Genomic DNA, 25,241 nt, shown 5'->3' on the forward strand with positions numbered 1-25,241 from the left:
CGACGTAGCGGAGGAAGCGGAAATGCCCAGAAGAAGCGAAGCGTTCGCCTTTATCACCGGATTTTAACCCTGGAAAGGGTTGATCAAAAAATCCGGGGATAACAGCGATCAGAGGGGCATTCCGCTGACGAAGCGTCTCCCGTGCACCAAACCATTTTGCGCATCAGCAACACCAATCATCGTCACTCAAAGGAGGGGACAACGATATGGCGGAACAAGCTACAGCCAACAAAACCGTCAAGTTTATCATCACCCGTCAGGATAGCCCGGAGTCATCTTCGTACAACGAAGAATTTGAGCTTCCGTACCGTCCCAACATGAACGTGATCAGCGCCCTGATGGAGATTCAGCGTAACCCGGTTAATACAGATGGCAAATCCATTGCTCCCGTGTGCTGGGATTCCAACTGTCTCGAAGAAGTCTGCGGTGCCTGCTCCATGGTTATCAACGGCAAGCCTCGTCAAGCGTGTGCAGCCCTGATCGACAAGCTGGAACAGCCTGTTCGTATCGAACCGATGAAGACATTCCCGGTGGTTCGTGACCTTGTCATCGACCGTAGCCGGATGTTTAGCGCCCTGAAACGCGTAAAAGCATGGATTCCGATCGATGGTACCTATGACCTCGGTCCAGGTCCACGGATGCCTGAGAAGAAGCGTCAGTGGGCATATGAGCTGTCCAAATGCATGACATGTGGTGTATGTCTGGAAGCATGTCCGAACGTCAATGAGAAAACAGACTTTATCGGTCCAGCAGCACTGTCCCAAGTGCGCCTGTTCAACGCTCACCCAACAGGTGAGATGAACGCTGACGATCGTCTGGAAGCGTTGATGGAAGACGGAGGCATTGAGGGCTGTGGTAACTCACAGAACTGCGTGCAATCCTGTCCAAAAGGCATTCCACTGACAACCTCCATTGCTGAAATGAACAAACAAACGACCAAGCATATGTTCAAACGCTGGTTGGGTGTATAATCTCGTCATAACATGTGCAGAAGTGTAATCTGCAACTTAGAAGAAGTCGTGATCCCGTGCAGCAATATGCCGGAGATCCCGGCTTCTTTTTGTAATGAAGCAGAGGAACCGGGCTACCCATGCAGAATATGATATACTAAGGGGATGGATTAAGAGCGTAGAAGGAGGGGGAGATATGGCAGAGACACCGCGTCAGGGTAGCAACAACTCGCCGTCCCAGCGCTCGCACAAATCACCAGGTGCAGAAGAGTCTGTGTTTCCTGGGGAAGAAAAGGATCATGATCCCTCTCGCCGAAGTTTCTTATTGCGCATGGTTTTGATGACGGCGGGTGCCAGTTTGCTTACAGGAGGTTATGCCTGGTTATGGGAACCGCGTCGTCTGGAGATCAAGCAAGTGGAGTTGAAACTTCCGAAGTTTCCAAAGGCATTTGACGGTTTGCGTGTAGTTCAGTTCAGCGATGCCCATCTTGGTTTTCATACCGGGGTGAAAGAGCTGAAGAAGTTGGCAGCAACGATTGAGGAGCAGCAACCGGACTTGATTTGTTTTACCGGAGACATCGTCGAGAGGGAAGCAGAGCCGATGCGTGAATGTATTCCGGTACTCGCCTCCATGCAAGCGAAGTATGGCAAGTTTGCTGTTTTGGGGAATCATGATTATCGGGGCGGACAGCAGAATCAAGTGACAACCATGTTCCGTGAAGCCGGATTCACTTTGTTACGGAACGAACATGTGGTGATTGAACAAGGGGGCGAACGTCTGGCCATAGCTGGTCTGGATGACGCACTTACAGGCAGGCCTGATCCTGCCCAAGCCATCAAGGGATTGGATCATGATGTGTGGAAGTTGTTACTTATGCATGAACCGGATTATGCCGATATTGCCACTCCCTATGGTTTCGGATTACAACTTTCCGGTCATAGCCATGGCGGACAGGTACGTTTTCCCTGGATCGGGGCACTGACAACTCCGCGAGGTTCACACAAGTATGTTCAAGGATTGTATTACACGGATGTCCAGGGGGTATATTACACCACCCAGACACAAATGCCTGTGTATGTGAATCGTGGTTTTGGCATGACTCAACTGCCCATTCGTTTTCTGTGCAGACCAGAATTAACGGTGTTTGAGCTTAAAGGATTAACCACATAAAAGGAATATGAGATCATATTAGTTCAACTAAACTTTTTACACGAGAACGGAGAGGACAGAAATAACGTGAAGAAGCGAAGCGTTCGCCTTTATCTCCGGATTTTCCCTTTGAAGAAGGGAATCAAAAAATCTGGGGATAACAGCGATCGGAAGGTTATTCTGTCATCGGAGTGGCAAGTGTAAACGTACAACAGTGAACGATTCAACATGAATGGAGGTTATCCAGATGGAACGAATTGCGATTGTATCCGACATTCATGGCAACATGACTGCCTGGGAAGCAGTGTTAAAAGATATCCGAAGTCGTGGCGTAGAGCGAATCTTTTGTCTTGGTGACCTCGTGGGCAAGGGACCAGAACCGGTACAGGTTGTGGATCAGGTGAGAGCAACGTGCGAACTTGTCATCCGTGGCAATTGGGATGAACTGGTTGCGGTTAACCAGGACAACGAGAACTTTACGTGGCAAGCAGAACGGCTGGGTGAAGAACGATTGGCGTACTTGGCGGGCCTACCCTTCAGTCATCAATTTCAACTGAGCGGTCGCACCATCCGTCTGGTCCATGCTTCACCTCAAAGTGTCTACTATCGTGTACAGCCGTGGGATGCAATAGAAAAGAGGTTGGCAATGTTTGATCCTCCCGCTGATGAGCCTGAGCAAAGTGTTGCAGATGTTGTAGGTTATGGGGATGTGCATAACGCATACTTGCAGTATATGAACGGCAAGTTACTGTTTAATGCAGGCAGTGTTGGTAATCCACTCGATCTTCCCCAGGCTTCTTACTGTATTCTGGAGGGTGAAGACAGCAACGATAACAATGCCCCGTTCAATGTTCAATTTGTGCGGGTACCTTATGATATTGAGCGAGAAGTACAGGTTGCACAGTCGACGAATGTTCCTGCATTGGATTTCTATATTCGTGAGATTCGTACGGGTATCTATCGCGGGCTGCAGGAGTAGTCAGCATCTGGGACTTTTAGCGTGAGGAATTGAATGATGCAATATATTAATACTAAAATGCGAATACTAAAGTTCGTGGATCAGTTCAAATGGTATTACGCCGGATCATCATCAGAGCATGCTTGTCTTACCGGACTAGAGCCCGTTTAGGCAAAAGGAGCGATTGTCATGCTTACCCGAAAAATGCTGGTTCAAGGTCTGCCGGCTTTGTGGACAGAGCGTCTTGTCCTGCGATCATTACGTCAAAGTGATTACAGCACATTATCGGAACTTTTTTCCGATCCTCAAGTCATAAGATATGTGAATAGGGGAAGCCAGCCCACGCCAACCAGGGCGAGACGGTTATTGAACCAGATACGGAGCAGCAGCGCCAAGCTGGATTCGTTACATTATGGGATCTGCTGGAGAGGTAAGGAACAGGTGATTGGAATCACCTCATTCCAGCACTGGAATGATCAGAATGGTACCGCACAGATTGGTTATATCCTTAACAGGTCCTGTTGGGGCATGGGGGTGGCTACCGAGGCGGTACAGCGGCTGTTGCAGTTTGGATTTGACGATCTTCATTTGTGGAGGGTGGAAGCACGTTGTTATGAGGCCAATGTATCTTCACAACGGGTGTTAAGCAAAATAGGGATGTCCTATGAGCGGAGTCTTCCCTCGTTCGGACTGCATGATGAAGATGACGAGGCATCAGAATCCCTGATGGATGTCAAAGTGTACAGCATGTACCGGGAACAATACGTACGCCCGCTTCAGGAAAAAAACCTGCAAACCCTGGTATCTGACAAGCCGCAATGACATAGAGTAAGAGTAGTCAAACGTGAATGAATCGAACTTCAATCATTTGTTACACAAATGAAATATAGCTGCAATTGAACTCTAACAGACAGGGGGTAAACTTATCTCATGACCCCCTTTTTGATAATAGATAATGCTGTTGGGACCCGCGCGAGCGGGTTCATTTTTTTTGCCCATATAAGTTAACTGTGGAGTATTTACACTGGCCACTCCGATGACAGAATAACCTTCTGATCGCTGTTATCCCCAGATTTTTTGATTCCCTTTTGAAAAGGGAAAATCCAGGGATAGCGTATTCTTCCGATGCAGCTTTCTTTCAGAAAGCTTTTAGGCGACCGCTTCGCTTCTTCAAGTTATTTCTGTCCTCTACGTTATCGTGTAAATATGTAGTTTAACTTTATATAATATTATTTTATTTAGAATTAAACCCAAAACCCCCACAGCGTGAACAAGCGCGCTGTGGGGGGTTCTATGTGGTTCTATATTTTTTACAGTGGTACAACCTGCATCTGTTTCTGCTTGAAGTATACCCAGTCGGTGAATCCGATCTCCTTGAGACGTGTACGAACGTCATCCAGCTCGTCTGCCACCCGCTGTGGTTTATGAGCGTCCGATCCAAATGTCACCTTCACTCCATAATGATGGGCGCGTTCCAGAATGGCATCCGAGGGATACCAGCCACCGCTGAGTTTGGTTTTGCCAGATGTGTTAATTTCGATCGCTACGTTGGATTCTGCAATAACCTGCAACGTTTCATCAATGGCCTGATCAGCGATAATTTCGGAGAAAGGTGGATAGTTTCCTTTCATCGCATCAATGTGTCCAAGAATCTGGAACATACCGCTGCGAGCCGATTCGCGGATTAATGAATAATAGCTCTCTTTCACTTCAACTTTGCGAGCATTGCTTAGGCCATTCCACCGGGTTTTGTTGAAGATACTCACATCCTCGGTATGATGAACTGAACCAATAATATAGTCAAAAGGATACTGTCCTAGCGTGGTACGATACAATTCCGCATGAGTAGGGAAGTAGTCGGATTCAATGCCAAGCAGCACATCGATTTTACCAGCGTATTCTTCTTTCAGAGCAAGGACTTCTTCCACATAATGCTGTAATTCCGACTTACCCATTGCGATCCGGGGAAATGCCTGCTCAAGCTCACTGCCAAAGTATGGCGTATGATCCGAGATACCAATGGCCTGAAGTCCTGCCTTAATACCTGCCTCTATATAATCGCGGATGTTGCCGTCTGCGTGACCACAACGAAAATGATGTGTGTGAAGATCAAATTTCATATGGAATCCTTCCTTTCTCATGGCTCATTGTCATTCTGAACTGATGAATTGGGTTTCCGGCATACCTTTGAGGTCACTTATGAATTGCTGCATCGCTGAGTTAAGGTACCGACTGGACTTATAGATAACACCAACAGGGTGACTGACCTCCAGCTCACTTAAGGGTATCATTCGCAATGTACCTTGACGCAACTCATGCGCAACAGATTGTTTGGAGATGACAGCTGCCCCGAGATCAATCTCGACCATCCGTTTCACTTCTTCGCTGCTCGACAACTCCATTACAATATTAGGTTCAATATTATGTTTCTTGAAGATCGTTTCCGTAAACCTTCGTCCTACGGTATCAGGGGACAGCAGAATCAATGGTGTACTCCGGAGCACATCCACTGCAGCATGTTTCTTCTTTGCCAGCGGATGGGAAGGAGATACGACGAGTTCAAATGTGTCATAGTACAGCACAGATGTATTCAGGTTGGGATTACGCTCCGTGAGATAACCGATACCAATATCAACCAGACCATTTTCGACCTGGGTATAGATCTGTGATGATGGAAGGGATTGGATACTGGTTTTGATCAGTGGGAATTGATCTTGGAAATAGGATAACACCCTTGGCAAGATCTGAATAGCAATGGAAGTTGTTGTGCCTAACACGATACGTCCCTGAGGCGTTTCATCGAGATCGGACAATTTTTGTTTCAACTCATCAACGATGTCGAGCATCCGTTCAGCGTGCTCCAGGAATACCTGTCCACGATCTGTCAGGGTAACAGGTTGGTTCCGATCCACAAGAACGGTGCTGAATTCGTCCTCAAGACTTTTGATCTGGGCCGAGACGGCAGGCTGGGTCAGGTTCAGAAGTTCTCCCGCTTTGCGGAAGCTCATCGTTTTGGAAATGGTAATTAGTGTCTCCAGTTGGCTTATGTTCATAGGTGACCTCCTTGCAGGCAAAGTATCTTGATTATGTAGTGTTTGGTGTGATGTAATCCCGTAACTGGTTATTGTTCCGTTATCTTAAATTATAGGTGATTCAGGACAGCAGAGCAATGAAGGTAATTATCAGGATCAAAAGTAGTTCAAGAGACTGTGAAAAAAACGCGAATACAAGAATTTGATTTTTTTTACAGTTGTGAGAAAGCAGTAATAAAGTCCTAAATGCCTTTTGCCACGCACCATGAACGAAAAGCTTTCTTCAAAAGAAGTGAAAAGCGCTGTTTATTCGCTAGAATCAGCTATAAACATTTGCCCCACGGATGACGATAAATTATAGTACACATGATTTAACGAATTCTTAATGAATTCTTGTACGTGATAAAGTATAATAAATTTAATGAATATGGGACTTTTGGTGTGTGACCAATAACCCAGTGTGAGGGGGACATAGACAGTGAAAGCGGAAGTGATTAATCCTTTCCTGGAATCGGCACGGAACGTATTCGAACAGCTCATCCAGGTTTCGCCTTCCACCGGGAGTCTTGGCGTGAAAAATGTAGAGTACATTGCAGACCATGTCTGGATCGTGATCGGAATGACCGGACAACTTAGCGGAAACATTGTATTTGGAATCAATGAACAAGTTGCATTGAAAATTGTATCTGCGATGATGGGCGGTTTTGTCATTACAGAAATGGATGAAATGAGCAAAAGTGCGATTTCGGAACTGGGTAATATGATCAGTGGTAATGCCAGCACCATCCTGTCAAACCAGGGTGTTGTGGTCGATATTACACCTCCACAAGTGATGAAGTCCGAACATCTGACTACATTTAGTGCAACGAAAGCACTGAGTATTCCTTTGCTGATGGACGGCATTGGTGAGATGGATATTCAGGTCATGATCTCGTAGAATAGAACCATACGCCTCAAAAGGCAATATGTGTTCAATACGGGAGGACATCACGGATGCTGAAAGATCAGGTAGTGTTTATCACAGGTGCATCGAGTGGTATCGGTGCGCTGTGTGCGCAGATGCTGATAAAAGAAGGAGCCATCCCAATTCTGGCTGCCCGTTCGCGGGACAAGCTGGAAGAGATTGGTGCCTCGCTGAAAGGGCCGCATGAATTACTCACGCTTGATGTTACGGATAGTGAGCAGGTTCAGGCAGCTGTGGATGTGATATTGCATAAATACGGACGAATTGACATTTTGCTGAACAACGCAGGTTACGGGAAATTCGCAGCGATGACAGAGATGTCTGTACAGGAATTCGATGAGATGATGGACGTTAATTACATGGGCATTGTCCGCTGTACCAAAGCAGTGCTTCCACAGATGCTGGAACGTGGCAAAGGTCAGATTGTGAACGTGGCCTCCATGGCTGGCAAAATCGGTACAGCCAAATCCGCTTCCTATACTGCTACGAAACATGCTGTACTCGGATTTAGTAATGCGCTGCGTCAAGAGCTTCGGAAGACTGGCGTCATGGTGACAACGATTAATCCAGGTCCGATTGATACACCATTTTTCCATCGGGCTGACCCTTCTGGCAATTATGTGAATAATGTACGCTGGATGATGTTGAAACCGGAAAACGTTGCGGGTCATATGATTCGGGCGATGAAAAAGCGCAAGGAAGAAGTGAATCTGCCAAGACTTGCTTCTGCTGGCATATGGCTGTACCAGCTATTTCCACGTCTTGCAGATCGATTGTCGCACGGTGTAATGAATCAGAAGTAAATGTGATACGAGGCATCATATACGGAATGAAAGAAAGGCTCCGCCGAGGGGCTTTTCTTTTTTTTGGCGTGTATACATACAATTCTGGAATAAGATTTGGTACACGGGCTTTTTTCGCATATAATGAAAGGTAATGTGATGACAGGCTTCGGTTTTATACAAGCAACTTATATGTTCAACTAAACTTTTACACAATAACGGAGGGGGCAGAAATAACCTGAAGAAGCGAAGCTAAAAGCTTTCTGAAAGAAAGCTGCATCGGAAGCATATGCTTCGCGTTTATCCCCGGATTTTTCCTTTTGAAAAATTCGATCAAAAAAATCTGGGGATAACAGTGATCGGAAGGTTGTTCTGTCCTCGAAGTGTCAGTGTAAATAATCATTAGTTGAACTTATATAACATCAAAATGAATAAAATTAAAAGGATGGACATACATGACGAATCAAACATTTGCTTCAATTGGCGTGGAACAGGATCTGGAGGCCGTTTTGGCGAAACATGGCATTAACGAACCTTCACCTGTACAGGCTCAGACGATCCCGGTTATTTTGGAAGGCCGAGATGTCGTATCCAAATCCCAGACGGGAACAGGAAAAACGCTGGCATATCTGCTGCCACTGTTACAATCCATCAAAATGGATATCAAAGGTACGCAGAAACTTATTATTGCACCTACACAAGAGCTGGCGATGCAAATTGTACGTGAAGCGCAGCGTTATGCGGAAGAACGTAAGATCGGCGTATTGGGTCTAATTGGTGGCGCTGCGGCTAAACGTCAGATCGAGAAGCTGCGTGAGCATCCCCAATTGGTTGTGGGTACACCGGGACGACTGAAGGAATTGATCACACTCAAAAAACTAAAAATGCACAACGTCTCTACGATTGTTATCGATGAAGCGGACCAGGTGTTCCAACTTGGCGGCGTAAGTGACGTGAACTTTGTACTTAAGAGCGCATTGCGGGACCGTCAGCTGATCTTCCTGTCAGCAACTATTGATGAGCATACGGCTGGACTCGCAAAGCGTGAGATGAAAGAGCCTGTTCAGATCGGAATTGAACCGGATCGAGCTACGGCTGCGGGCCTGGAGCATTATTATTTTGTAGAAGAAAACCGGAACAAAATCGACATGCTGCGTCGTCTGGTTAGACAGTACAATCCGGATCGGGCAATCGTATTTGTGAATGCAACCGAAGATATTGGTGAAGTTGAAGCAAAAATGAATCATCTGGGCTTGTCTGCTGCTGCGCTGTATGGGGATGCTGACAAAGTGACCCGCAGTAACGTATTGTCTGCCTTCCGTAATGGCAAACTTCAGTTGCTGATTGCCAGCGAAGTCGCTGCCAGAGGACTGGATATCGAAGGCTTGCCCATGGTCATTAACTATGACCCTGCCTTTGACTCGGAGCACTATGTTCACCGTGCAGGTCGTACAGGCCGGATGGGACGTTCGGGTATCGTTTTGTCCATTGTGGATGAAACACAGATCTTTATTATGCGTAAATTCGCACGCGAACTCGGAATCGAACTTTCAGAACGTGTACTCTTTGGCGGTAAAGTACTGGAGGCTGATCCGCGTCCGGACACGCGGCCTGAGGGACATTCGTTCTCCAGAAAACCAGGGCAATCCAGAGATCGCAAACCAGGTCAGGGCAATCGTAATGGGGGAACCAGAGCTACAATCTCCAATTCGCGTCCAGCAGGTAGCAAACCAACGGGGAATACAGGCCGTACGGAGCGCGACCAGGATCGTAAAAACAAAGGAGCACCCAAGTGGAGTAAAGACAAAACGCCACGCTCCGAAGAATAGAATCTGACGAAAGGGGTGCAGGGATAGATGGAAAACGTTCAATCACCTGTTCTGCAAATCAGCGGGTTAAGCGGAGGTTATAGTGCCAAAAGGCCAGTCCTTCACGGCATTGATCTGGAAGTTGGACGTGGAGAGATGGTCGGACTAATCGGCTTAAACGGTGCTGGCAAAAGTACAACCATGAAACATATCCTCGGCTTGATGACACCTCAACAGGGCGAAGTGCGAGTGATGGGCAAGAAGCGGGACGAGGATGCGCAGATCTACCAATCGGCCATGGCATTTGTACCGGAATCACCCGAACTGTATGATGAGATGACGGTGATGGAGCATCTGGAGTTTACGGCAAGAGCGTACAATGTGTCGGAGGCTGATTTCAAACAACGTACGGAGAAACTGCTGGAACTGTTCCGTATGAATGAAAAAAGTACAAGTCTGTCGACTCACCTGTCCAAGGGGATGCGGCAAAAGGTCATGATCATGTGTGCTTTTGTGGCCGGACCACCACTGTACATCATTGATGAGCCTTTCCTGGGGCTGGACCCGCTGGGTATTCGCTCCTTGCTTGATTTTATGCTTGAGATGAAAGCTTCGGGATCATCCATTCTGCTCAGTTCACACATTCTGTCCACGATTGAAAATTACTGTGACCGTTTTATCGTTCTGCACCGTGGGCAGGTTATTGCTCAAGGGACGCTGAATGAACTGCGCTCCCAATTCGGGGAATCGGATGCCACGCTGGAGCACATGTTCTATTCCCTCGTACAAGGCAGGGATTGAGCATGGATCTCAAGCTGCTATGGAAGCAAAGACGCACAGGATTCTGGAACGGAATTCTTCCTTATCTGGGTTATGTAATCCAGAGCGGTGTAGCTATGGTCTTTTTATTTCTCGTCATTGCGTTCTCCGCCTGGTATACATCGTTTGTTCAGAACATTCCCGCAGAATTGCCCATTCGCTGGATTGCATTGGTACTGTTGGCGCCACTGGTGCTGTTTAGCAGTTATCGTACATATCTGCTTCCGGCAGATATCGTGTTCCTGCGACCACAGGAATACCGGATGCAGGAATATTTGAAGAACAGCTTTGCCCGGGGCATTATCTATAAAAGTCTGGGCCTGTTACTTGTGTTTGTTACATTGTGGCCTCTCTATGTTAGAGCAGATCTGGATGCACGGCCATTTGGCTGGTTCATCGTATTCCTGTTGCTGTGGAAAGGGTTGTCCAGTTATGGAGCATGGCAAGAGCTAAGAATGGTTCAGGTTGGGGCAGCAAGAGGATATCGCCTCTTGCGATGGGCTCTGGCAGTGCTGGCGGTTGGCGCCTGGTTATGGCAACCACCGCAGCGGAGCGTATGGTTCCTGTTGTTGCTGGCTGTTGTCTACATCGTCGCCTTGCGTATACCAGTGAAACATCGGGTAGCGTGGGAAAGACTGATTCAGGTGGAGCAGGGTCAGGCTGGACGGGTTATGCGGACGCTTGGCTGGTTTGTGGATGTACCTTCATCCGGACAGAAAGTAAGTTCGCGTCGCTGGCTTAGCAAATTGGGGAACGCTCTTCCCTGGAACGCGGGGAAAGCTTACCGTTACTTGATAACCAAAACGTTTATTCGAACCGAAGTGTTCTCAATCGTGTTACGCCTAATTGTACTGGGCATGTTACTATCCTGGTGGACAGCAGGCAGCTACTTTGGTGTCGGTGTGTATTTGTTCTTCCTGTTGCTTGCAGGTGTACAGCTTGGTGCGCTGCGTCGCAGTCATAGTGAATCGTTTTGGATTATGATCTATCCAATTTCGGGTGAGAGTCGTCGTTCTCAGGTGTTGGGATTCATATTCCATCTACACGCACTGGCTGCGTTACTCATGTGGTTGCCTATGCTGGTTGCCGGAGCAAATGGACTGACTGTCACCGGAGTAGCACTTATTTTGGGTATACTGGTGATTGTGATCATGCGACGTTCGCAAGGCAACAAGTGGTTGAAGGAAGAAGAAGACGAGTAAACAAGAGACCGTACCTTCGTACCTCTCGCCAGCCAAGATGGTGGGTCGAGGTGGAGGGTGACTTCTACTTAAATTAACAAAGAAGGGTATTCCGGGCTGTATCCCGGTATACCCTTCTTTGTGCTGTAATGGAATCATGCAATCAGATCACTGGGTTCTCGCGCAAGTGTGTATTGGTACTAACAGAGGAACGATTTAGTGATAATCACGAGCAAGATGAACAGAACGAGAATGGCACCTGTGTTAGTAAATCCTCCGTAACCGCCGCATCCATAACCGCCTCTTGTATCTTCAACTCCAGACATGGTCATTCCCCTTTCAAGTGGTTGTTTGGCACGCCCTTGCGTACATCGTATATTATGTGCCTTGGGGGTAGGCTGATTGGGCCGATGCCCGGTAAAGCCAGAAATTGACGCTTTTGGGCTGATAAAACACAAAAGAACCCTTCGTATATCCAGAGACATGAAGCGTCGCCGTTATACAAAGGGTTCTTATATCATTCAGGGTTCAGGTCTGTGTTAACTAAGTCGTCCGCAGATCCTGAACTCCACGATAAATGGTTTCATACAGATCTTCCAACCCGGATTCTTCAATACAGGAGAAGGCGATTCGAAGATCCGATTCACCCAGCGCGATTGTACCCACACCATATTTGTGCAGCAAATGGCTTCGAAGTTCTTCAGCGCCAACTTCTTTCAGCTTCAGGCACATGAAGTAACCGGAGTTGAACGGATAATAGTCCCATGCATCTCCATACTTGCCGCTATCGAGAATGGCTTTTACCTTATTGGCGCGGCCTTTCATAATATCGAACTTCTCCTGTTTCTGTGCTTCAAACTCCGGTGCTTTGAGCGCATCCAGTACAAAAGTCTGGGAAGGATGCGGGCCACTGGAGATCGTTGCCCGGATAATACCGAGTGTTTTTTGTTCCAATGCATGCAGAACGGCTGCATCTTCATGGGCATACGTAATGAATCCAACGCGGAAGCCCCATACGAACTCCTCCTTGGTTGCACCATCCACTTTTACAGTCAACACACGTGGATGAATGTTGGCAAGTTTGCCAAACAGGGATTCATGAATGGAATCTTCGAAGAACAGTCCGAAGTAAGCATCATCTGTTACAGCAACCACGTTAACGCCGGCTTCAGCTGCCTTAAGAATCGTGTTCACAATTGCATCTGCTTCTTCCGCTCCAGGCGTATAACCTGTTGGGTTATTCGGGAAGTTGAGCAGAACGATCGCTTTACCTTTGTCCTTTTGATCAAGCAAAGCCTGAAGCAGACCCTCACTGTTGAAGTTCAACTGATCATCGAACAGGGGATAATGAACCAACTGGCCATGACGACGAATTCCGAAGGTCAGCTCGTAATTTTCCCAGTTTTTATCCGGATATATGACAGCGTCCCCTTCATCGGCGAACAGGTCGGCTACGATACTTAGTCCATGGGTTAATGCATTGGTTACAATTGGATTGCCAAACGTTTTGCCTTCCAGGGAAGGCGTTTCCTTCAGCATCTTGTCTCTCCAGACGGTCCGCAATTCAGGTTTGCCTGCAGGTGGAGCGTAAGGATACAGATCCTTTGGCTGGAATGCAGACAGCTTCTCCTGAATAACCTGAAGATGCATCGGCACACCACCCTCCAGGGCGATACCAATCGTGGCATTATGGGTCTTGGCCAAGCTTGCTGCTTCAGCAGATTGACTCAAAATCCCCTCTTTAGGAAAATAAATTTCTTTGCCAAGCTGTGACAGCATGGAGTAGACGTGACTGCTGCCTGTCTGAATACTTTCGTTCAACTGTTCAGCCAGTGGATTCATTCTTTTCATCCTTCCAAGTCTTTGTGATTCAACTGCCTAACATTATATCACCTTGACATGCCCCCGTCACGGAAATTACGCAATATGACAGTTATATCACTTTACCGCGTTGTTGCAGAGGGTTTTCAGGTGGGTTATCGTTGAAATCAACCTTGAAGTAATCCTCAAGAAATGAAACTTATTGCTGATGAAATGGACAGTATTTCCGCATCATTTCAGCAGTTTCGGCATCGCGGCCCTCATTGCGCTGTTCCAACTGACCACTAATATGATCGAATCGTTCACTCGAGAGGTTTTGTCCAAATTTAAACTTGGCACTGATCCGTTCTGGATTAATTCGGACTACGGCTACAGCTTTGAGGTTGCCTGTGTAACGCGAGTCAGTAGCGTCAATGGGTACATATCCGCCTTGCGGCTGGAGTTTCTCCATGAATCGTTGCAGTACCTTACCTTTGATGTCCAGATCTTTAACCGGTTCAGCCTCACCGAAGGCCATGACACTTTTGAAGAAAGAAGTCGCCGGACAAGCAAGCTCAGGATCACTGAAATAAGATGGAATCAGGGAGAACTCTTCAGCTACCGTGAAACTGACCGACGAATCCTGTTTGATCTGTTTCATCTTCTCGCCAGCCAGACTGCCATGAAAATAAAAGCAACCGTCCATATATACGAAATTCAGTGGTGTAACCCGTGGTTGTCCGTCCGGGCTGACCGTTCCCAGAAACCCGAAGGAGCACTGATCCAGAAATGCGGTAATCTCCTGTTCTTCATCTACTGTGAATTCTTTCCGTCTCATGTGTATTCCCCCATCATTGAATGTATAATAGAACGCCATATCTTATGAATAACAATAGTTCATACATTGACAATGAAATAGATCCAATTTACATTCACTTTAGTAGGCCAATTCGTCGGGGATCACAGATGAAGTCAAATGAAGAGAGGTGCATGATGGAATTGTGGCTGCCGATGGAAACCTATGAACTTCAGCATCGATACAAGTATGAGGCACTGTACCATGCGTTACGTGATGCCATTCATGCAGGCACATTGGTAGGAGGCACGCGGCTTCCTTCCACCCGTGAGTTGGCAAGGCAATATGAGATGTCACGTGGTTCGGTAGCTCAGGTATACGACATGCTGCTTGCGGATGGTTATGTCCATGCACATCGGGGAAGAGGTACATTTGTAACCGAAACATTATCCACTCAGGAAAATGAAAAACAGGAAGCCGTTCTCAAGTTGTCTGCCTGGGGCGAACGAGTACAGCGGTTGAATACGCAACATGAAGTCCTGCGGACTCAGATGTATTCAACGAAGCCGTCCGTCATTAATTTTCAAATGCAGCGCATGCCTGCAGAACATTTCCCGTTAGGGGAGTGGAAGAGTGCACTCGCTGCGGTTCATCGCAGTGGTTGGCGAGAATCGAGCGGTGTAGCCGGTGATCCGGAGCTGCGTGAGGCCATCGCCTCCCATCTCAGATGGACACGTGGTATCCAGGCTGAACCCTCTCAGATTGTATTGTTCAGTGGTTCAATGCAAGGCATCACCCTGTTATCTCAATTGCTGATAACGGAGAATACAGCAGTTGTATTAGAGAATCCGGGGTATCCGGGTATCGCCCATGCCGTCAAGTCCTGTGGTGGGCATATCATCCCGGCAGAGGTGGATGCTGCAGGCATTATTCCTCAGCCTTGGGAGGCACAGACGTTATTTGTCACCCCTACCCGGCAGTTTCCAACAGGGGCCGTGCTGGGGTTGGACAGAAGACGTGCATTGCTTGCGTGGGCCTCAAAGCGTAATGCGGTCATTATTGAAGATGATTATGACAGTGAATTCCGATGGGGCGGAAGACCAATTGAACCCCTCAAAGTGCTTGATCGTGAACAGCGCGTCATCTACGTTGGTTCATTCTCACAAACGATGGTTGTTTCGTTCCGACTTGGCTATGCCGTACTGCCACCTGGTCTGGTAGAACCTCTCCTTGCCGCCAAGGCGTTGTATGAGCCGGTACCTCCTGCGCTGTTAGAGCAGCGCGCACTGGCAAAATTTATGACCAGAGGAGGTTACCTGAGGCACTTACGGCGGTTAACCCGATTATACGGGGAACGGCATGATTTTTTTGTCCGAGAGATGGAACGACAGTTGCCGGAAGCATTCACAATGCAGCTTGGTGATGCAGGACTGCATATCTACGCTACCTGGAATGGTGATGTGGACAGTTATCAGCGGTTTAAAAAGCTCGCTCAGGAGGATGGCATACTGTTCCGTGATGCAGAGCGATATCGGCTGACTTCAGGTCATCCGGCGGCCTGCTTTGCTTTTGCACATCTGGAGAAAGAAGAGATAACAGAGGGAATCCGGCGAATGCGGCTAGCCTGGGAGAAGTGCACATTTTCGTTTCGGTGAATTCCGCTGTATAATGGGATAAGACATTTCGCTCCTGTAGGAGCAGAGATCATATATGAGCAAGTTGTATTTAATCATGCTATACAAGTTGAACTAATTATTTACACGAAAACGTAGAGGGCAGAAATAACCTGAAGAAGCGGAGCGTTCGCCTTTATCGTCAGATTTTCACCTTTGAAAAAGTGAATCAAAAAATCTGGGGATAACAGCGATCGGAAGGTTGTTCTGTCATCGGAGTGGCAAGTGTAAATGTTCTTTAGTTCAATTTCTATAGATACTGAAATACATATGGCCTGGATTGAAGAAGTGAGATTCAGATCAGAATGATGCCATATGCAGAGAGATTAACTATCAAGGGGGAGTGGCGACATGCTGCAGGCATCGCCGTCATCATTTGTTATTTTGCCCGCTGTCGCCAAAATTGTCTGTGAACCGGGCTGGAAGTGGCAGAAACGGGAAAAACCGATGCAAAACTATGATTTATTTTATGTATGGAGTGGTGAAGGAACGCTTGTACTGAATGACCAGTCGTATGAAGTTGGCAAGGGCAGTTGTTTCTTGTTCAGGCCAGGAGATCATCCTACTGCAACGCATAATAAGCAAAAACCGTTGGTACTTACGTATATTCATTTTGATGTGGACGTGCCTGTTGCTGACGTTCCCCAGTCCTATCGCGAGGTACAGGAAACGGTGGAGTTTGAGCACTTGCTGGCACGGTATGTAAGACTATTCTTATCGGATGTGTACGGACGTGATGAAGAGAGCCGATTGATTCTGAAGCAATTGATGATTCATTTGCTGCGCGCCGATACGGAAGAACCTGTGGAGAAAAAGGTAAGCAACCAGTTGTCCGATGTCATCCAGGAGGTCGCCAATTATGTGCGTCAGCATCCGGGGATTACGCATCGGGTGGAAGATCTGGCTGCCCGGGCCGGCTTATCGCCCCGATACTTCTCGATCAAGTTCAAGGAACTGGTGGGATCATCAGTGCAATCTTATATTATCCGCATGCGTATTGAACGGGCGGAACATCTGCTGGTGCATACCGGCATGAATGTGACCGAAGTGGCGGATGCTCTGGGCTACCGGGATATTTTCTTCTTCAGTCGTCAGTTCAAGCAGTATACAGGCAAGAGCCCGTCCGAGATTCGTTAAAATTCTGATGAGAAAAACATGACACCGTTTCAAGTCTGGAACGCAAGGGTAATTATCTAGCATTCCAGATGACCAAAAGGGGGAACTTGTGATGAACGGAAAACGTCGGGTCCGCAACCGGGGATGCTCTACGAAGGGATGCAATATTTTCCGGAACCGTCTGCGTCGCTTCAAACCGGCAGAGGACTTGCAAGATGTGTGGTTTTGAGGAGAACTCAGCAGACCAATAACGACGGAGCGAAGCTTCGTATTGCATGTATACATGGATGAATATGAAAGCATAAAGAGGATGGCGCAATACCTGGTTACAGGTGCTGCGCCATCCTCTTTATTTGCGTATGGACTCATTAGTTCTTCGGTTTCAAACGACCAAGCAATGCGCCCATTTTGACCGAATCGCCTGGCTGTAAGCCCGGGTTTGGTTCGAATGTGCCGCTCTGCGTCAGCAGAACAACGGTGGAACCGAATTCAAAATAGGCCAGATCATCGCCCTGTGCCCAGGTACTTGTGTCCGTATCAGCATACTGTATGCTACTCACGTTCATCGCACCTACTTTGACAACCGCCACTTCACCGTAATCGTGTGCGATATACGTAATGAGTCGTTCATTTCGACTAAGCACGGATCTCATATGGGTCAGGCCAAAGTCATTCACGGGATAAACTTTGCCCTTGATGTGTTCGCTCTCTATTTTGCGGCCGCTGACAGGTGCATGAATGCGGTGATAGTCGCGAGGGCTGAGATAGAGGACGAACCCGTACCCGTGCTTGTACTTCTCCAGATGGGGAGAATGGTTTAATAATTCAGCAAGTGTATAATTTTGTCCCTTAACATTCAGGAGTGTCCCTGCAGATATTGGACCGGCTGCCGTAATCTTGGCATCTACCGGGCTGATCAGTGCATGCTCTGAAAGTTCCAACGGGCGCATGCCCGGCTTTAATTTGCGGGTAAAGAAATCGTTCAGTGAACGGTATTCCTTCCAGTCTTTCTCGGCCTCCTGAACAGGGATGTCGTAGGTCCGGACAAAATAAGGGATAAATGCCTTACTTCCCCGGCTTTTGGAGAAGGCTCCCACAGTCCGGGAGATCCATTTGCGCGAAGAAAGCTCGGTCATTAATCGCAACAGCGTTTTTGCCATGAATATCCCCCTTAGGGTTAATGCGAACTTCAAGGCCGGCAAGACCGGCCGTTCTGCATAATATTGACACAGAATGCACACGAAATCAATATAGTCTCCTATCGTATGTCTGCGGTTGTCTCGGAATCCTCGAATTATGTTCCAGCAGCAGACGCCCATAAGCCATCGGTTTGCTGTACGTTGCCTTCCAGTGTTCCGACATTCCCGCCTTGCGAAAACCGTAACGCTGATCCCGTCCATTGCATTCAATAAAATAGATTTGGCCGCTGCGCGTTATCCCGAGATCAAGGCCCAGATCAGCCAGATGTGGCAGACTGGTCGCCAGGTTCTGGGCAATTTGAAGTGCAACGAGTCCGATTCTGTATTCCAGTCGAGCCAGGTCAAAGCCAGATTCTTCTAATCCAAGGGCCTCTGCGAGCTTCATGACTTTACCGCCCTGGGCGATGTTGGTGACAAACGTATGGGCAGGAGCGGCTTTGGCAAACATGCCTGTTATTCCCCAAAGACCATCGCTGCCACGTTGTACAGATACCCGCAGATCTACCGGCCTGCCCTCATAACGTACCAGTGGGATACGCTCTTCAATGAGGTAGGCATGGCGAAAGATCCGCCTTAGGGTGGCGGAAGGAAGCTGTCCTTTGCTCAATCGGAAGGTAGCCCACCCTTTGCGTGCAGCCTTCGTCTCACAGGTTAGTTTCCACTGTCCATCTCGCTCAAAGACTCGCATAATCCCATGACCGATGCTACCGCTGCATGGTTTGATGACGAGGTCATCATATTGTTCCATCATATAGGCCAGAGACTCTGGCGTAGCTTTAACTGCGTGGGGCAGGTGTTCTCGCAAGGCGAGGTCCTGATGAAGCATGTCATGAATGTGATCTTTACGGTACCGGTTGCGAACATTAAATACCTGGATACCCTGCAACATCAGCTTGGTAATCTGATGCTGTTCCGTCCGGCGAAGTTGGAGTGATCGGTTATGAATGACGGAGGGCAGTGGCATGCGCTCGCGAACATATCTGCCTTCTTTTTTTACATAGGCAAGACAAGTCTTTTGATCCGAATCAATATCTTCCAGCCTCAAAAAGCAGGGGGTTAATCCATAACTGGCCGCTGCCTGTTCATAATTCGCGAGTGATTCCTGACCGGTCCTTCCGGCCGGTATCCCCCGGTACATGCGTGAATCGAACATAATGCCGATCGTTTCTTGGAGCATGACCGTTCCTCCTTCGATGTTATCGCGACCATGGATCGTCCATTCATGGAATGCCGGCCTGTCACCGCATGGCTCAGACATCGCGATAACGCAGACCGGTGTGTAAGATGCATCGCCAAGCACTAGTGCTTGCTCAGGGCGTGTCTAAAACTCCGAAGGAAGCAGGTTTTGCCGAATTTCCGTTCCAAGCAAGAAAGTTTTCCGCATGCGTGCCGGGGCACGTCAAGGGAAAGTGACGTAGCAGAGGGCGAAAAGACGGTGAAAGATGCACTTCAGCGAGTTTTCAGACACGACCTAGATATAATATCCTATGACATGACTGGGACGGGGGCGTGGACAGCCGCCTTTCATCTGCAGCCCTGACACGCCTATTTCCACAAAGATCATTGAACCTTCCTGTCTTCACGCCTGTACATTCGTGCTCTGGAATCCGCAAAAGTCATAAATGAAGTGGCAGATGCCCATATGGAAGCATATGATGCCGGAGACGAACGTTAGAGGAAGGAGCAAGCTGCATGAGTAAAAATGGCAAAAAGAAGGTTCCGACGCCGAAACTGCGGCATGTGAGCCCGAAATTCAAGGAATTGGAACTGACTGATCGCCGGGCAGACAAGATGAACTCAGGTTTTACTGTGAATAGGGAAGAACGTTTGAATACGAATAAAAGGGATTCGAGGGCTGTTCAGGAGTCGGAAGAATTTCTATTTGAATCAACAGAGCTACCTGCTTCAACGAACGAGCTGGAAGAGCTAGAGATCGAAGCCAAAATCAAGCCGGAACCCGTAGAGTCTGATAGCAAGGAAGTTGAGACACAAGATAGTTCGGAAAAGCAGATTCAGGTTAGCAGCTTGGCTACGCTTGCTCTGGAAGAAGAGCAGGACATCAACAAGCAGGAGTTAGCAAGCAAGGACCGGCTGCAGATCCTGAACCAAAATCAGATGCCGGGTCATACCGGACACTACATCTACACGGACGACTTGAGTGAATTTGCTGTTACGGAGAGCAAGTTGGCTCCTTTCTCTGTGGATGCCTCCAAGCTGAAACCGGATGCGGTCGGTAGTGAAGCATTGCAGGATTATGCGGTGACCAGCATTCACATTGCAGATGGGGCCATTGTATCGGCGAAACTTGCGGAAGCGTCTGTATCTGAGGAACACCTGATAGACGGCTCTGTGTCTGGTCATAAAATACGAAATGCTTCGATTGCCGGTGAGAAAATCAGAGATGGCAGTATTACTTCTCAGAAGCTTGGCAACCAGGTCATCGATTCGACCAAAATTGCCGACGGTTCCATCGGCACAAGACACCTCAGCCGCATGCTGGTAACGGAAGAATTAATCAAGAATCATGCCGTAACTGGAGACAAGATTGCGATTAGCGGGGTGGATACAAGACATCTCACGGGGGGAGCTGTGAATACCTCCAAACTGGCTGACGATGCAGTGACTACATCCAAAATTCGGGAAGCTGCTGTCACAGGCAGCAAAATCGAAGAACTATCCATCGAGTCTCACCATATTCAGGCAGGTGCTGTTAAACAGACACATCTGGCAGAAGGGTCTGTCGGTCGTTCACAACTTTTAAATGGCAGTATTGGAAGTGACCAGATAGAGGATGGATCCATACAAACAAGACATTTAGCTGAGGGTTCACTAAGTGGAAGACATCTCTTGGATGGCTCAATCGGATCAAGTCAGATTCGCGCTCATTCCGTTGGCAAGGAGCAGATAGGCAATGGAGAAGTGGGCAGTGAGCATTTGACGGAAGGTGCAGTAACCAGCAGCAAACTGGCAGACCAGTCTGTGGGAACAGCAAAATTGCTGGAGCAGTCCATTACGTCATCCAAGATCTCTGATCAGAGCGTCATTTCTTCCAAAATTGCGGATGAAGCCGTACAAGGTAAACATCTTGCCAAAGGGTCCATTCGTGCGGAACATATCGCGAATCGGGGAATCACACCGGTACATGTGGACAATTCTGCAATTCACTCCATTCACATTGCAAGTGGAAGCATCGAGGCAACTCATCTATCTGCCGGAAGTGTGTCCGGAGACGCTCTTGCAGACGACGTGGTGTGTGAGCGGCATCTTGCAGAGGCGGCCGTGGGTAGTTATGAATTGCAGGATGCTGCCGTTACAGACGTTAAACTCGCGGATGGAAGTGTGACAACAGAAAAGCTTGGAACGGCATCGGTGAGTAGCAGAGCGCTTGCCCCGGGAAGTGTTATATCCTCACATCTTGCGAGTGGTGGAGTCACAGGTACACATCTGGCTCCAGGCAGCGTGGGTTCCGAGGCCCTGAGACCTTATGCAGTGAAATCGGAACACCTGACAGAACATGCCGTAGGTGTACCTCACCTTCAGCCGGGCAGTGTTGAAACGGATGCGATTGCACGGGCCGCGGTCACAACTGACAAATTGGCTATTGATAGTGTAACTTCAGCCCAGTTGGCTGGCGGGTCCATTTTTCCGCCTCATCTAACAGATCATGCGGTTACCTCCCCCAAGCTTTCACCAGAGAGTGTTGCCACAGATAAACTGGCGGATTTTGCTGTCACGTCAGCTAAACTGGCAGACGGCAGCGTGACTTCTTCCAAGATTATGGCAGAGAGCATTAACGCCAAACATATTCCAGCAGGAACCATTCGTGGGTATCACCTGAAGCAGCATGCCGTTTCACTGGAACATTTGTCGGAAGAAATACGCTCGCCGGAATTATTCGCTGATGGCAGTATTACGGGCAACAAACTTCGGCATGGTTCCGTAAGTGCAGACCATTTGACAGCAGACTCGGTATCCGGGACAGAGCTACAACAGGCTGCTGTAGGTAGCGAGCACTTGCAGCCATCCGTTGTACAATCGGTCCATCTGGCTGAAGGCAGCGTGAAATCGGAACATTTGGGAACTCAAGTAGTGAACTCACAACATCTGAAGCCGGACATCATTCATGAGGAGCATATTGCTGAACAGGTGGTCACGTCCCACCACTTGGCACCTGGATCTGTGGAAACAGACCATCTGGCACCTTTATCGATTACAGCGGCTCATCTTCAGCCAGGTTTGATCAGTGGTTTGCATCTTCAGGCAGAGTCGACAAGTGCTGTTCACCTGCAGCAAGGAGCTGTACATTCCCGTCATATTCAAGATGGTGAAATTCTTCCTCATCATATCCATGAACGCAGCATCGGAACGACGCATCTGGAAGAAGAAGCGGTAAGTACGATTATTTTGCAGGATGAATCTGTCACACGCTCCAAACTGGCGAGTGGTAGTGTAGATGGCAGCAAATTAGCTGCAGGGGCAGTATCGGCTGCCCACATTGCCAACGAAAGTGTGGAAACCCGTCATATCCAAGAAGGAGCGATCCTTGCTGAACATATTCAAGAGTGCAGTATTGGCTCCATTCATCTGGATGAGGACTCTGTAAGTGCGGTGCATTTGAAAAATGGATCTGTAACAAGTGCCAAACTGGCGGATGGCAGTATTAACGGTAGCAAATTGCTTGAAGGTACGGTATCGGGGATTCATATTGCATCCGAAAGCGTGCAATCCGAGCATATTCAGGCAGACGCCATTCATGCTGACCATATTCAGGAGCGGAGCATCGGCACAATCCATCTGGAGGATGAAGCAGTAAGTGCGATTCACCTGCAAAATGGGTCTGTCATCAGTGCCAAACTGGCCGACGGCAGTGTAACCGGCAGCAAGTTGATCGAAGATGCGGTGTCGGGAATCCATATCGCCTCTGAAAGTGTGCAATCCCGCCATATCCAGGCAGGAGTAATCCTTGCTGACCATATTCAGGAGCACAGTATTGGCATGCTTCACTTGGAACAGGAAGCAGTAAGTGCCATTCATCTGCAAAATGGATCTGTGACAAGTACCAAGTTGGCCGACGGCAGTGTAACCGGCAGCAAGTTGCTTGAAGGAGCAGTATCGGATATCCACATTGCAGACGATAGTGTGCAATCCCGTCATATTCAAGAGGGAACAATCCTTGCTGATCATATTCAAGAACGGAGTATCGGCACAGTACATTTGGAAGAGGAATCGGTAAGTGCCATTCATTTGCAAAATGGATCTGTAACGAGTGCCAAACTGGCGGATGGCAGTATAACCGGCAGCAAGTTACTCGAAGGTACCGTATCCGGGATTCATATCGCATCGGAAAGTGTGCAATCCGGGCATATTCAGGCAGGAGCTATTCAGGCTGGTCATATTCAGGAGCGAAGCATCGGCACAGCCCATCTGGAAGAGGAAGCAGTAAGTGCGGTTCATCTGCAAAATGGGTCCGTAACAAGTGCCAAATTGGCTGACGGTAGCATTAGCGGCAGCAAATTGCTCGAAGATACTATATTGGGGAGTCATATCGCATCGGAAAGTGTGCAAACTCGCCATATCCAGGCAGGAGCGATCCTTGCTGATCATATTCTGGAGCATAGCATCGGTACGTCCCATCTGGAGGAGGAAGTAATAAGTGCGATTCATCTGCAAGATGGGGCCGTAACGGGTGCCAAACTGGCGGATGGCAGTGTGAGCAGTAGCAAACTGCTTGAAGATGCGGTGTCGGATGTCCATATTGCCAATGGAAGTGTGCAAACCCGTCATATCCAAGAGAGAGCCATACATGCTGACCATATTCAAGAGCGAAGCATTGGGATCTCCCACCTCAAAGCGGAATCGGTAAGTGCGATTCACCTGCACAATGGTTCCATTACAAGTGCCAAGATGGCCGACGGCAGTGTAAACGGAAATAAATTGCTTGAAGGTGCGGTATCGGCTATCCACATAGCAGACAAAAGTGTGCAAACTCGTCATATTCAGGATGGAACCATTCTTGCTGATCACATTCAGGAACGCAGTATTCGCACAACCCATCTGGAAGAGGAAGCAGTAAGCGGGGTTCATCTGCAAAATGGGTCTGTCACCAGTGCCAAATTGGCCGATGGCAGCGTGAACGGCAGCAAACTGAGTGAGCAGAGTATTACCTCTAATCATTTGAATGCGGGGATTGTAGGTCCAGCGCATCTGAGCGAAGAGATATGGAATGCGATCCGTCAGTTCAGTGGAGAAACGCTGGAGCAACTGGCAGCTATCAAAAGACAAGAGGGATTGCTTCAACCAGAAAATGAAGGTGTACAGCAATCACAGCAGGTAATCGTCGAGGCATTACCGAGTACTGATCTGGAGCAACAGCAAGAGCTGATATCCGAAACAGATCAGCTTGGTGAACTACCGGCAGCTTTGTTCACGACGGAGCAGGCAGATGAGGCAGATCAGGCTCAGCAACCACAGCTTGAACAGTCACAGGAGATCGCTGGAACTACGGAGTTTATGTTGAGTGAACAATCGATTAAACAGGAACATCTCTGTGATGATGCCGTGGGCAGCAGCCAGTTGCAATCGGGGGCAGTTCAGGCCAAACATCTGGCCTTCCAACCCGTTCGCAGCGTAAGCAAACAACCGGTTGTACAACAATTCGGGATGGAAGCTTTTGTACTGCCAGAGAGTGAAGTAAGCACAGAGGTAACGGTTGTTTTTGAAGAGTCATTTGCTTCAGAACATTATGTGATTGTGGGCATGAGCAATGATCGGGGATTCCAGATTTCCCTGCTCTCACAGAGTGAGGACGAAGCGGTGCTTGAGGTGTCACGTACGGCAGATTGCAAGCATACGTACGGGTTGTTGTCATGGATTGCTGCGGGACCTTCGCAAGGATAGTTCCGATTGTTGTATCCGTAATACACAAATGACAAAAGCGGTGTCCAGAGTTGTCCGGGACACCGCTTTTGGTTGATATAAGCTTAATCCGTTCGGACGGTGAGGGGGTGTCTGAA

Annotated in this window: 19 protein-coding genes; 12 read left to right on the forward strand and 7 right to left on the reverse strand. The window is 48.2% G+C overall.

The window, feature by feature from the left end:
• Positions 1-206 precede the first annotated feature (206 nt).
• The 4 genes from sdhB (at position 207) to NSQ38_RS10990 (ending at position 3,880) form a co-directional block, all read left to right on the forward strand.
• Complete coding sequence (sdhB, locus tag NSQ38_RS10975; RefSeq protein ID WP_036605794.1) at positions 207-971, forward strand: succinate dehydrogenase iron-sulfur subunit; 765 nt, start codon at positions 207-209, stop codon at positions 969-971.
• Positions 972-1,146: 175 nt separating this feature from the next.
• Positions 1,147-2,121 carry a metallophosphoesterase gene (locus tag NSQ38_RS10980; RefSeq protein ID WP_339789153.1) on the forward strand — a complete coding sequence of 325 codons (975 nt, stop codon included), beginning with the start codon at positions 1,147-1,149 and terminating at the stop codon, positions 2,119-2,121.
• Between the two features lie 226 nt (positions 2,122-2,347).
• Positions 2,348-3,079 carry a metallophosphoesterase family protein gene (locus NSQ38_RS10985; RefSeq protein WP_339789155.1) on the forward strand — a complete coding sequence of 244 codons (732 nt, stop codon included), beginning with the start codon at positions 2,348-2,350 and terminating at the stop codon, positions 3,077-3,079.
• 168 nt (positions 3,080-3,247) lie between these two features.
• On the forward strand, positions 3,248-3,880 hold the full coding sequence (locus NSQ38_RS10990) for a GNAT family N-acetyltransferase (protein WP_339789158.1): 633 nt from the start codon (positions 3,248-3,250) through the stop codon (positions 3,878-3,880).
• Between the two features lie 488 nt (positions 3,881-4,368).
• Here NSQ38_RS10990 and NSQ38_RS10995 read toward each other — a convergent pair whose 3' ends face one another.
• Positions 4,369-5,178 carry a histidinol-phosphatase gene (locus NSQ38_RS10995; protein WP_339789161.1) on the reverse strand — a complete coding sequence of 270 codons (810 nt, stop codon included), beginning with the start codon at positions 5,176-5,178 and terminating at the stop codon, positions 4,369-4,371.
• A gap of 30 nt (positions 5,179-5,208) precedes the next feature.
• The gene (locus tag NSQ38_RS11000) at positions 5,209-6,111 is read right to left on the reverse strand and encodes a LysR family transcriptional regulator (protein WP_036605798.1); all 903 of its coding nucleotides are present in this window, start codon (positions 6,109-6,111) and stop codon (positions 5,209-5,211) included.
• A 457-nt stretch (positions 6,112-6,568) separates the two neighbouring features.
• Between NSQ38_RS11000 and NSQ38_RS11005 the strand changes: the two genes are divergently transcribed.
• From NSQ38_RS11005 to NSQ38_RS11025, 5 genes are all read left to right on the forward strand, one after another.
• Positions 6,569-7,027, forward strand: a complete 459-nt coding sequence (locus NSQ38_RS11005; RefSeq protein ID WP_036605799.1) for a chemotaxis protein CheX — start codon at positions 6,569-6,571, stop codon at positions 7,025-7,027.
• A gap of 56 nt (positions 7,028-7,083) precedes the next feature.
• The gene (locus NSQ38_RS11010) at positions 7,084-7,857 is read left to right on the forward strand and encodes an SDR family oxidoreductase (RefSeq protein WP_339789163.1); all 774 of its coding nucleotides are present in this window, start codon (positions 7,084-7,086) and stop codon (positions 7,855-7,857) included.
• Positions 7,858-8,291: 434 nt separating this feature from the next.
• Positions 8,292-9,665, forward strand: coding sequence for a DEAD/DEAH box helicase (locus NSQ38_RS11015; protein WP_047841268.1), 1,374 nt, complete (start codon positions 8,292-8,294; stop codon positions 9,663-9,665).
• A gap of 27 nt (positions 9,666-9,692) precedes the next feature.
• Complete coding sequence (locus NSQ38_RS11020) at positions 9,693-10,445, forward strand: ABC transporter ATP-binding protein (RefSeq protein WP_036605802.1); 753 nt, start codon at positions 9,693-9,695, stop codon at positions 10,443-10,445.
• A gap of 2 nt (positions 10,446-10,447) precedes the next feature.
• Positions 10,448-11,665: an ABC transporter permease gene (locus tag NSQ38_RS11025; RefSeq protein ID WP_339789165.1), complete on the forward strand. Its 1,218-nt coding sequence runs from the start codon at positions 10,448-10,450 to the stop codon at positions 11,663-11,665.
• Between the two features lie 179 nt (positions 11,666-11,844).
• Here the strand turns inward: NSQ38_RS11025 and NSQ38_RS11030 are convergent, their stop codons facing one another.
• From NSQ38_RS11030 to NSQ38_RS11040, 3 genes are all read right to left on the reverse strand, one after another.
• Positions 11,845-11,970 (reverse strand): YjcZ family sporulation protein, encoded by a 126-nt coding sequence (locus tag NSQ38_RS11030; protein WP_206759599.1) that lies wholly within the window; start codon positions 11,968-11,970, stop codon positions 11,845-11,847.
• Positions 11,971-12,187: 217 nt separating this feature from the next.
• Positions 12,188-13,486 carry an aminotransferase class I/II-fold pyridoxal phosphate-dependent enzyme gene (locus tag NSQ38_RS11035; RefSeq protein ID WP_339789168.1) on the reverse strand — a complete coding sequence of 433 codons (1,299 nt, stop codon included), beginning with the start codon at positions 13,484-13,486 and terminating at the stop codon, positions 12,188-12,190.
• A 178-nt stretch (positions 13,487-13,664) separates the two neighbouring features.
• Positions 13,665-14,282 (reverse strand): pyridoxamine 5'-phosphate oxidase family protein, encoded by a 618-nt coding sequence (locus NSQ38_RS11040; protein ID WP_339789171.1) that lies wholly within the window; start codon positions 14,280-14,282, stop codon positions 13,665-13,667.
• A gap of 155 nt (positions 14,283-14,437) precedes the next feature.
• Between NSQ38_RS11040 and NSQ38_RS11045 the strand changes: the two genes are divergently transcribed.
• Positions 14,438-15,895 (forward strand): PLP-dependent aminotransferase family protein, encoded by a 1,458-nt coding sequence (locus tag NSQ38_RS11045; protein ID WP_339790483.1) that lies wholly within the window; start codon positions 14,438-14,440, stop codon positions 15,893-15,895.
• Positions 15,896-16,264: 369 nt separating this feature from the next.
• A complete protein-coding gene (locus NSQ38_RS11050) occupies positions 16,265-17,050 on the forward strand; it encodes an AraC family transcriptional regulator (RefSeq protein WP_036605807.1) in 786 nt (261 codons plus the stop codon).
• A 347-nt stretch (positions 17,051-17,397) separates the two neighbouring features.
• Here NSQ38_RS11050 and asd read toward each other — a convergent pair whose 3' ends face one another.
• Together asd and NSQ38_RS11060 are read right to left on the reverse strand one after the other, a co-directional pair.
• Positions 17,398-18,189, reverse strand: a complete 792-nt coding sequence (asd, locus tag NSQ38_RS11055; RefSeq protein ID WP_047841263.1) for an archaetidylserine decarboxylase — start codon at positions 18,187-18,189, stop codon at positions 17,398-17,400.
• An 85-nt stretch (positions 18,190-18,274) separates the two neighbouring features.
• Complete coding sequence (locus NSQ38_RS11060) at positions 18,275-19,405, reverse strand: YheC/YheD family protein (protein WP_339789174.1); 1,131 nt, start codon at positions 19,403-19,405, stop codon at positions 18,275-18,277.
• A gap of 515 nt (positions 19,406-19,920) precedes the next feature.
• Here NSQ38_RS11060 and NSQ38_RS11065 point away from each other — a divergent pair.
• On the forward strand, positions 19,921-25,125 hold the full coding sequence (locus NSQ38_RS11065) for a WIAG-tail domain (RefSeq protein ID WP_339789177.1): 5,205 nt from the start codon (positions 19,921-19,923) through the stop codon (positions 25,123-25,125).
• Positions 25,126-25,241: the final 116 nt, after the last annotated feature.

Origin of the sequence: Paenibacillus sp. FSL R7-0313 (genome assembly GCF_037969885.1) — a bacterium.
In the GTDB taxonomy this organism is placed as follows: domain Bacteria; phylum Bacillota; class Bacilli; order Paenibacillales; family Paenibacillaceae; genus Paenibacillus.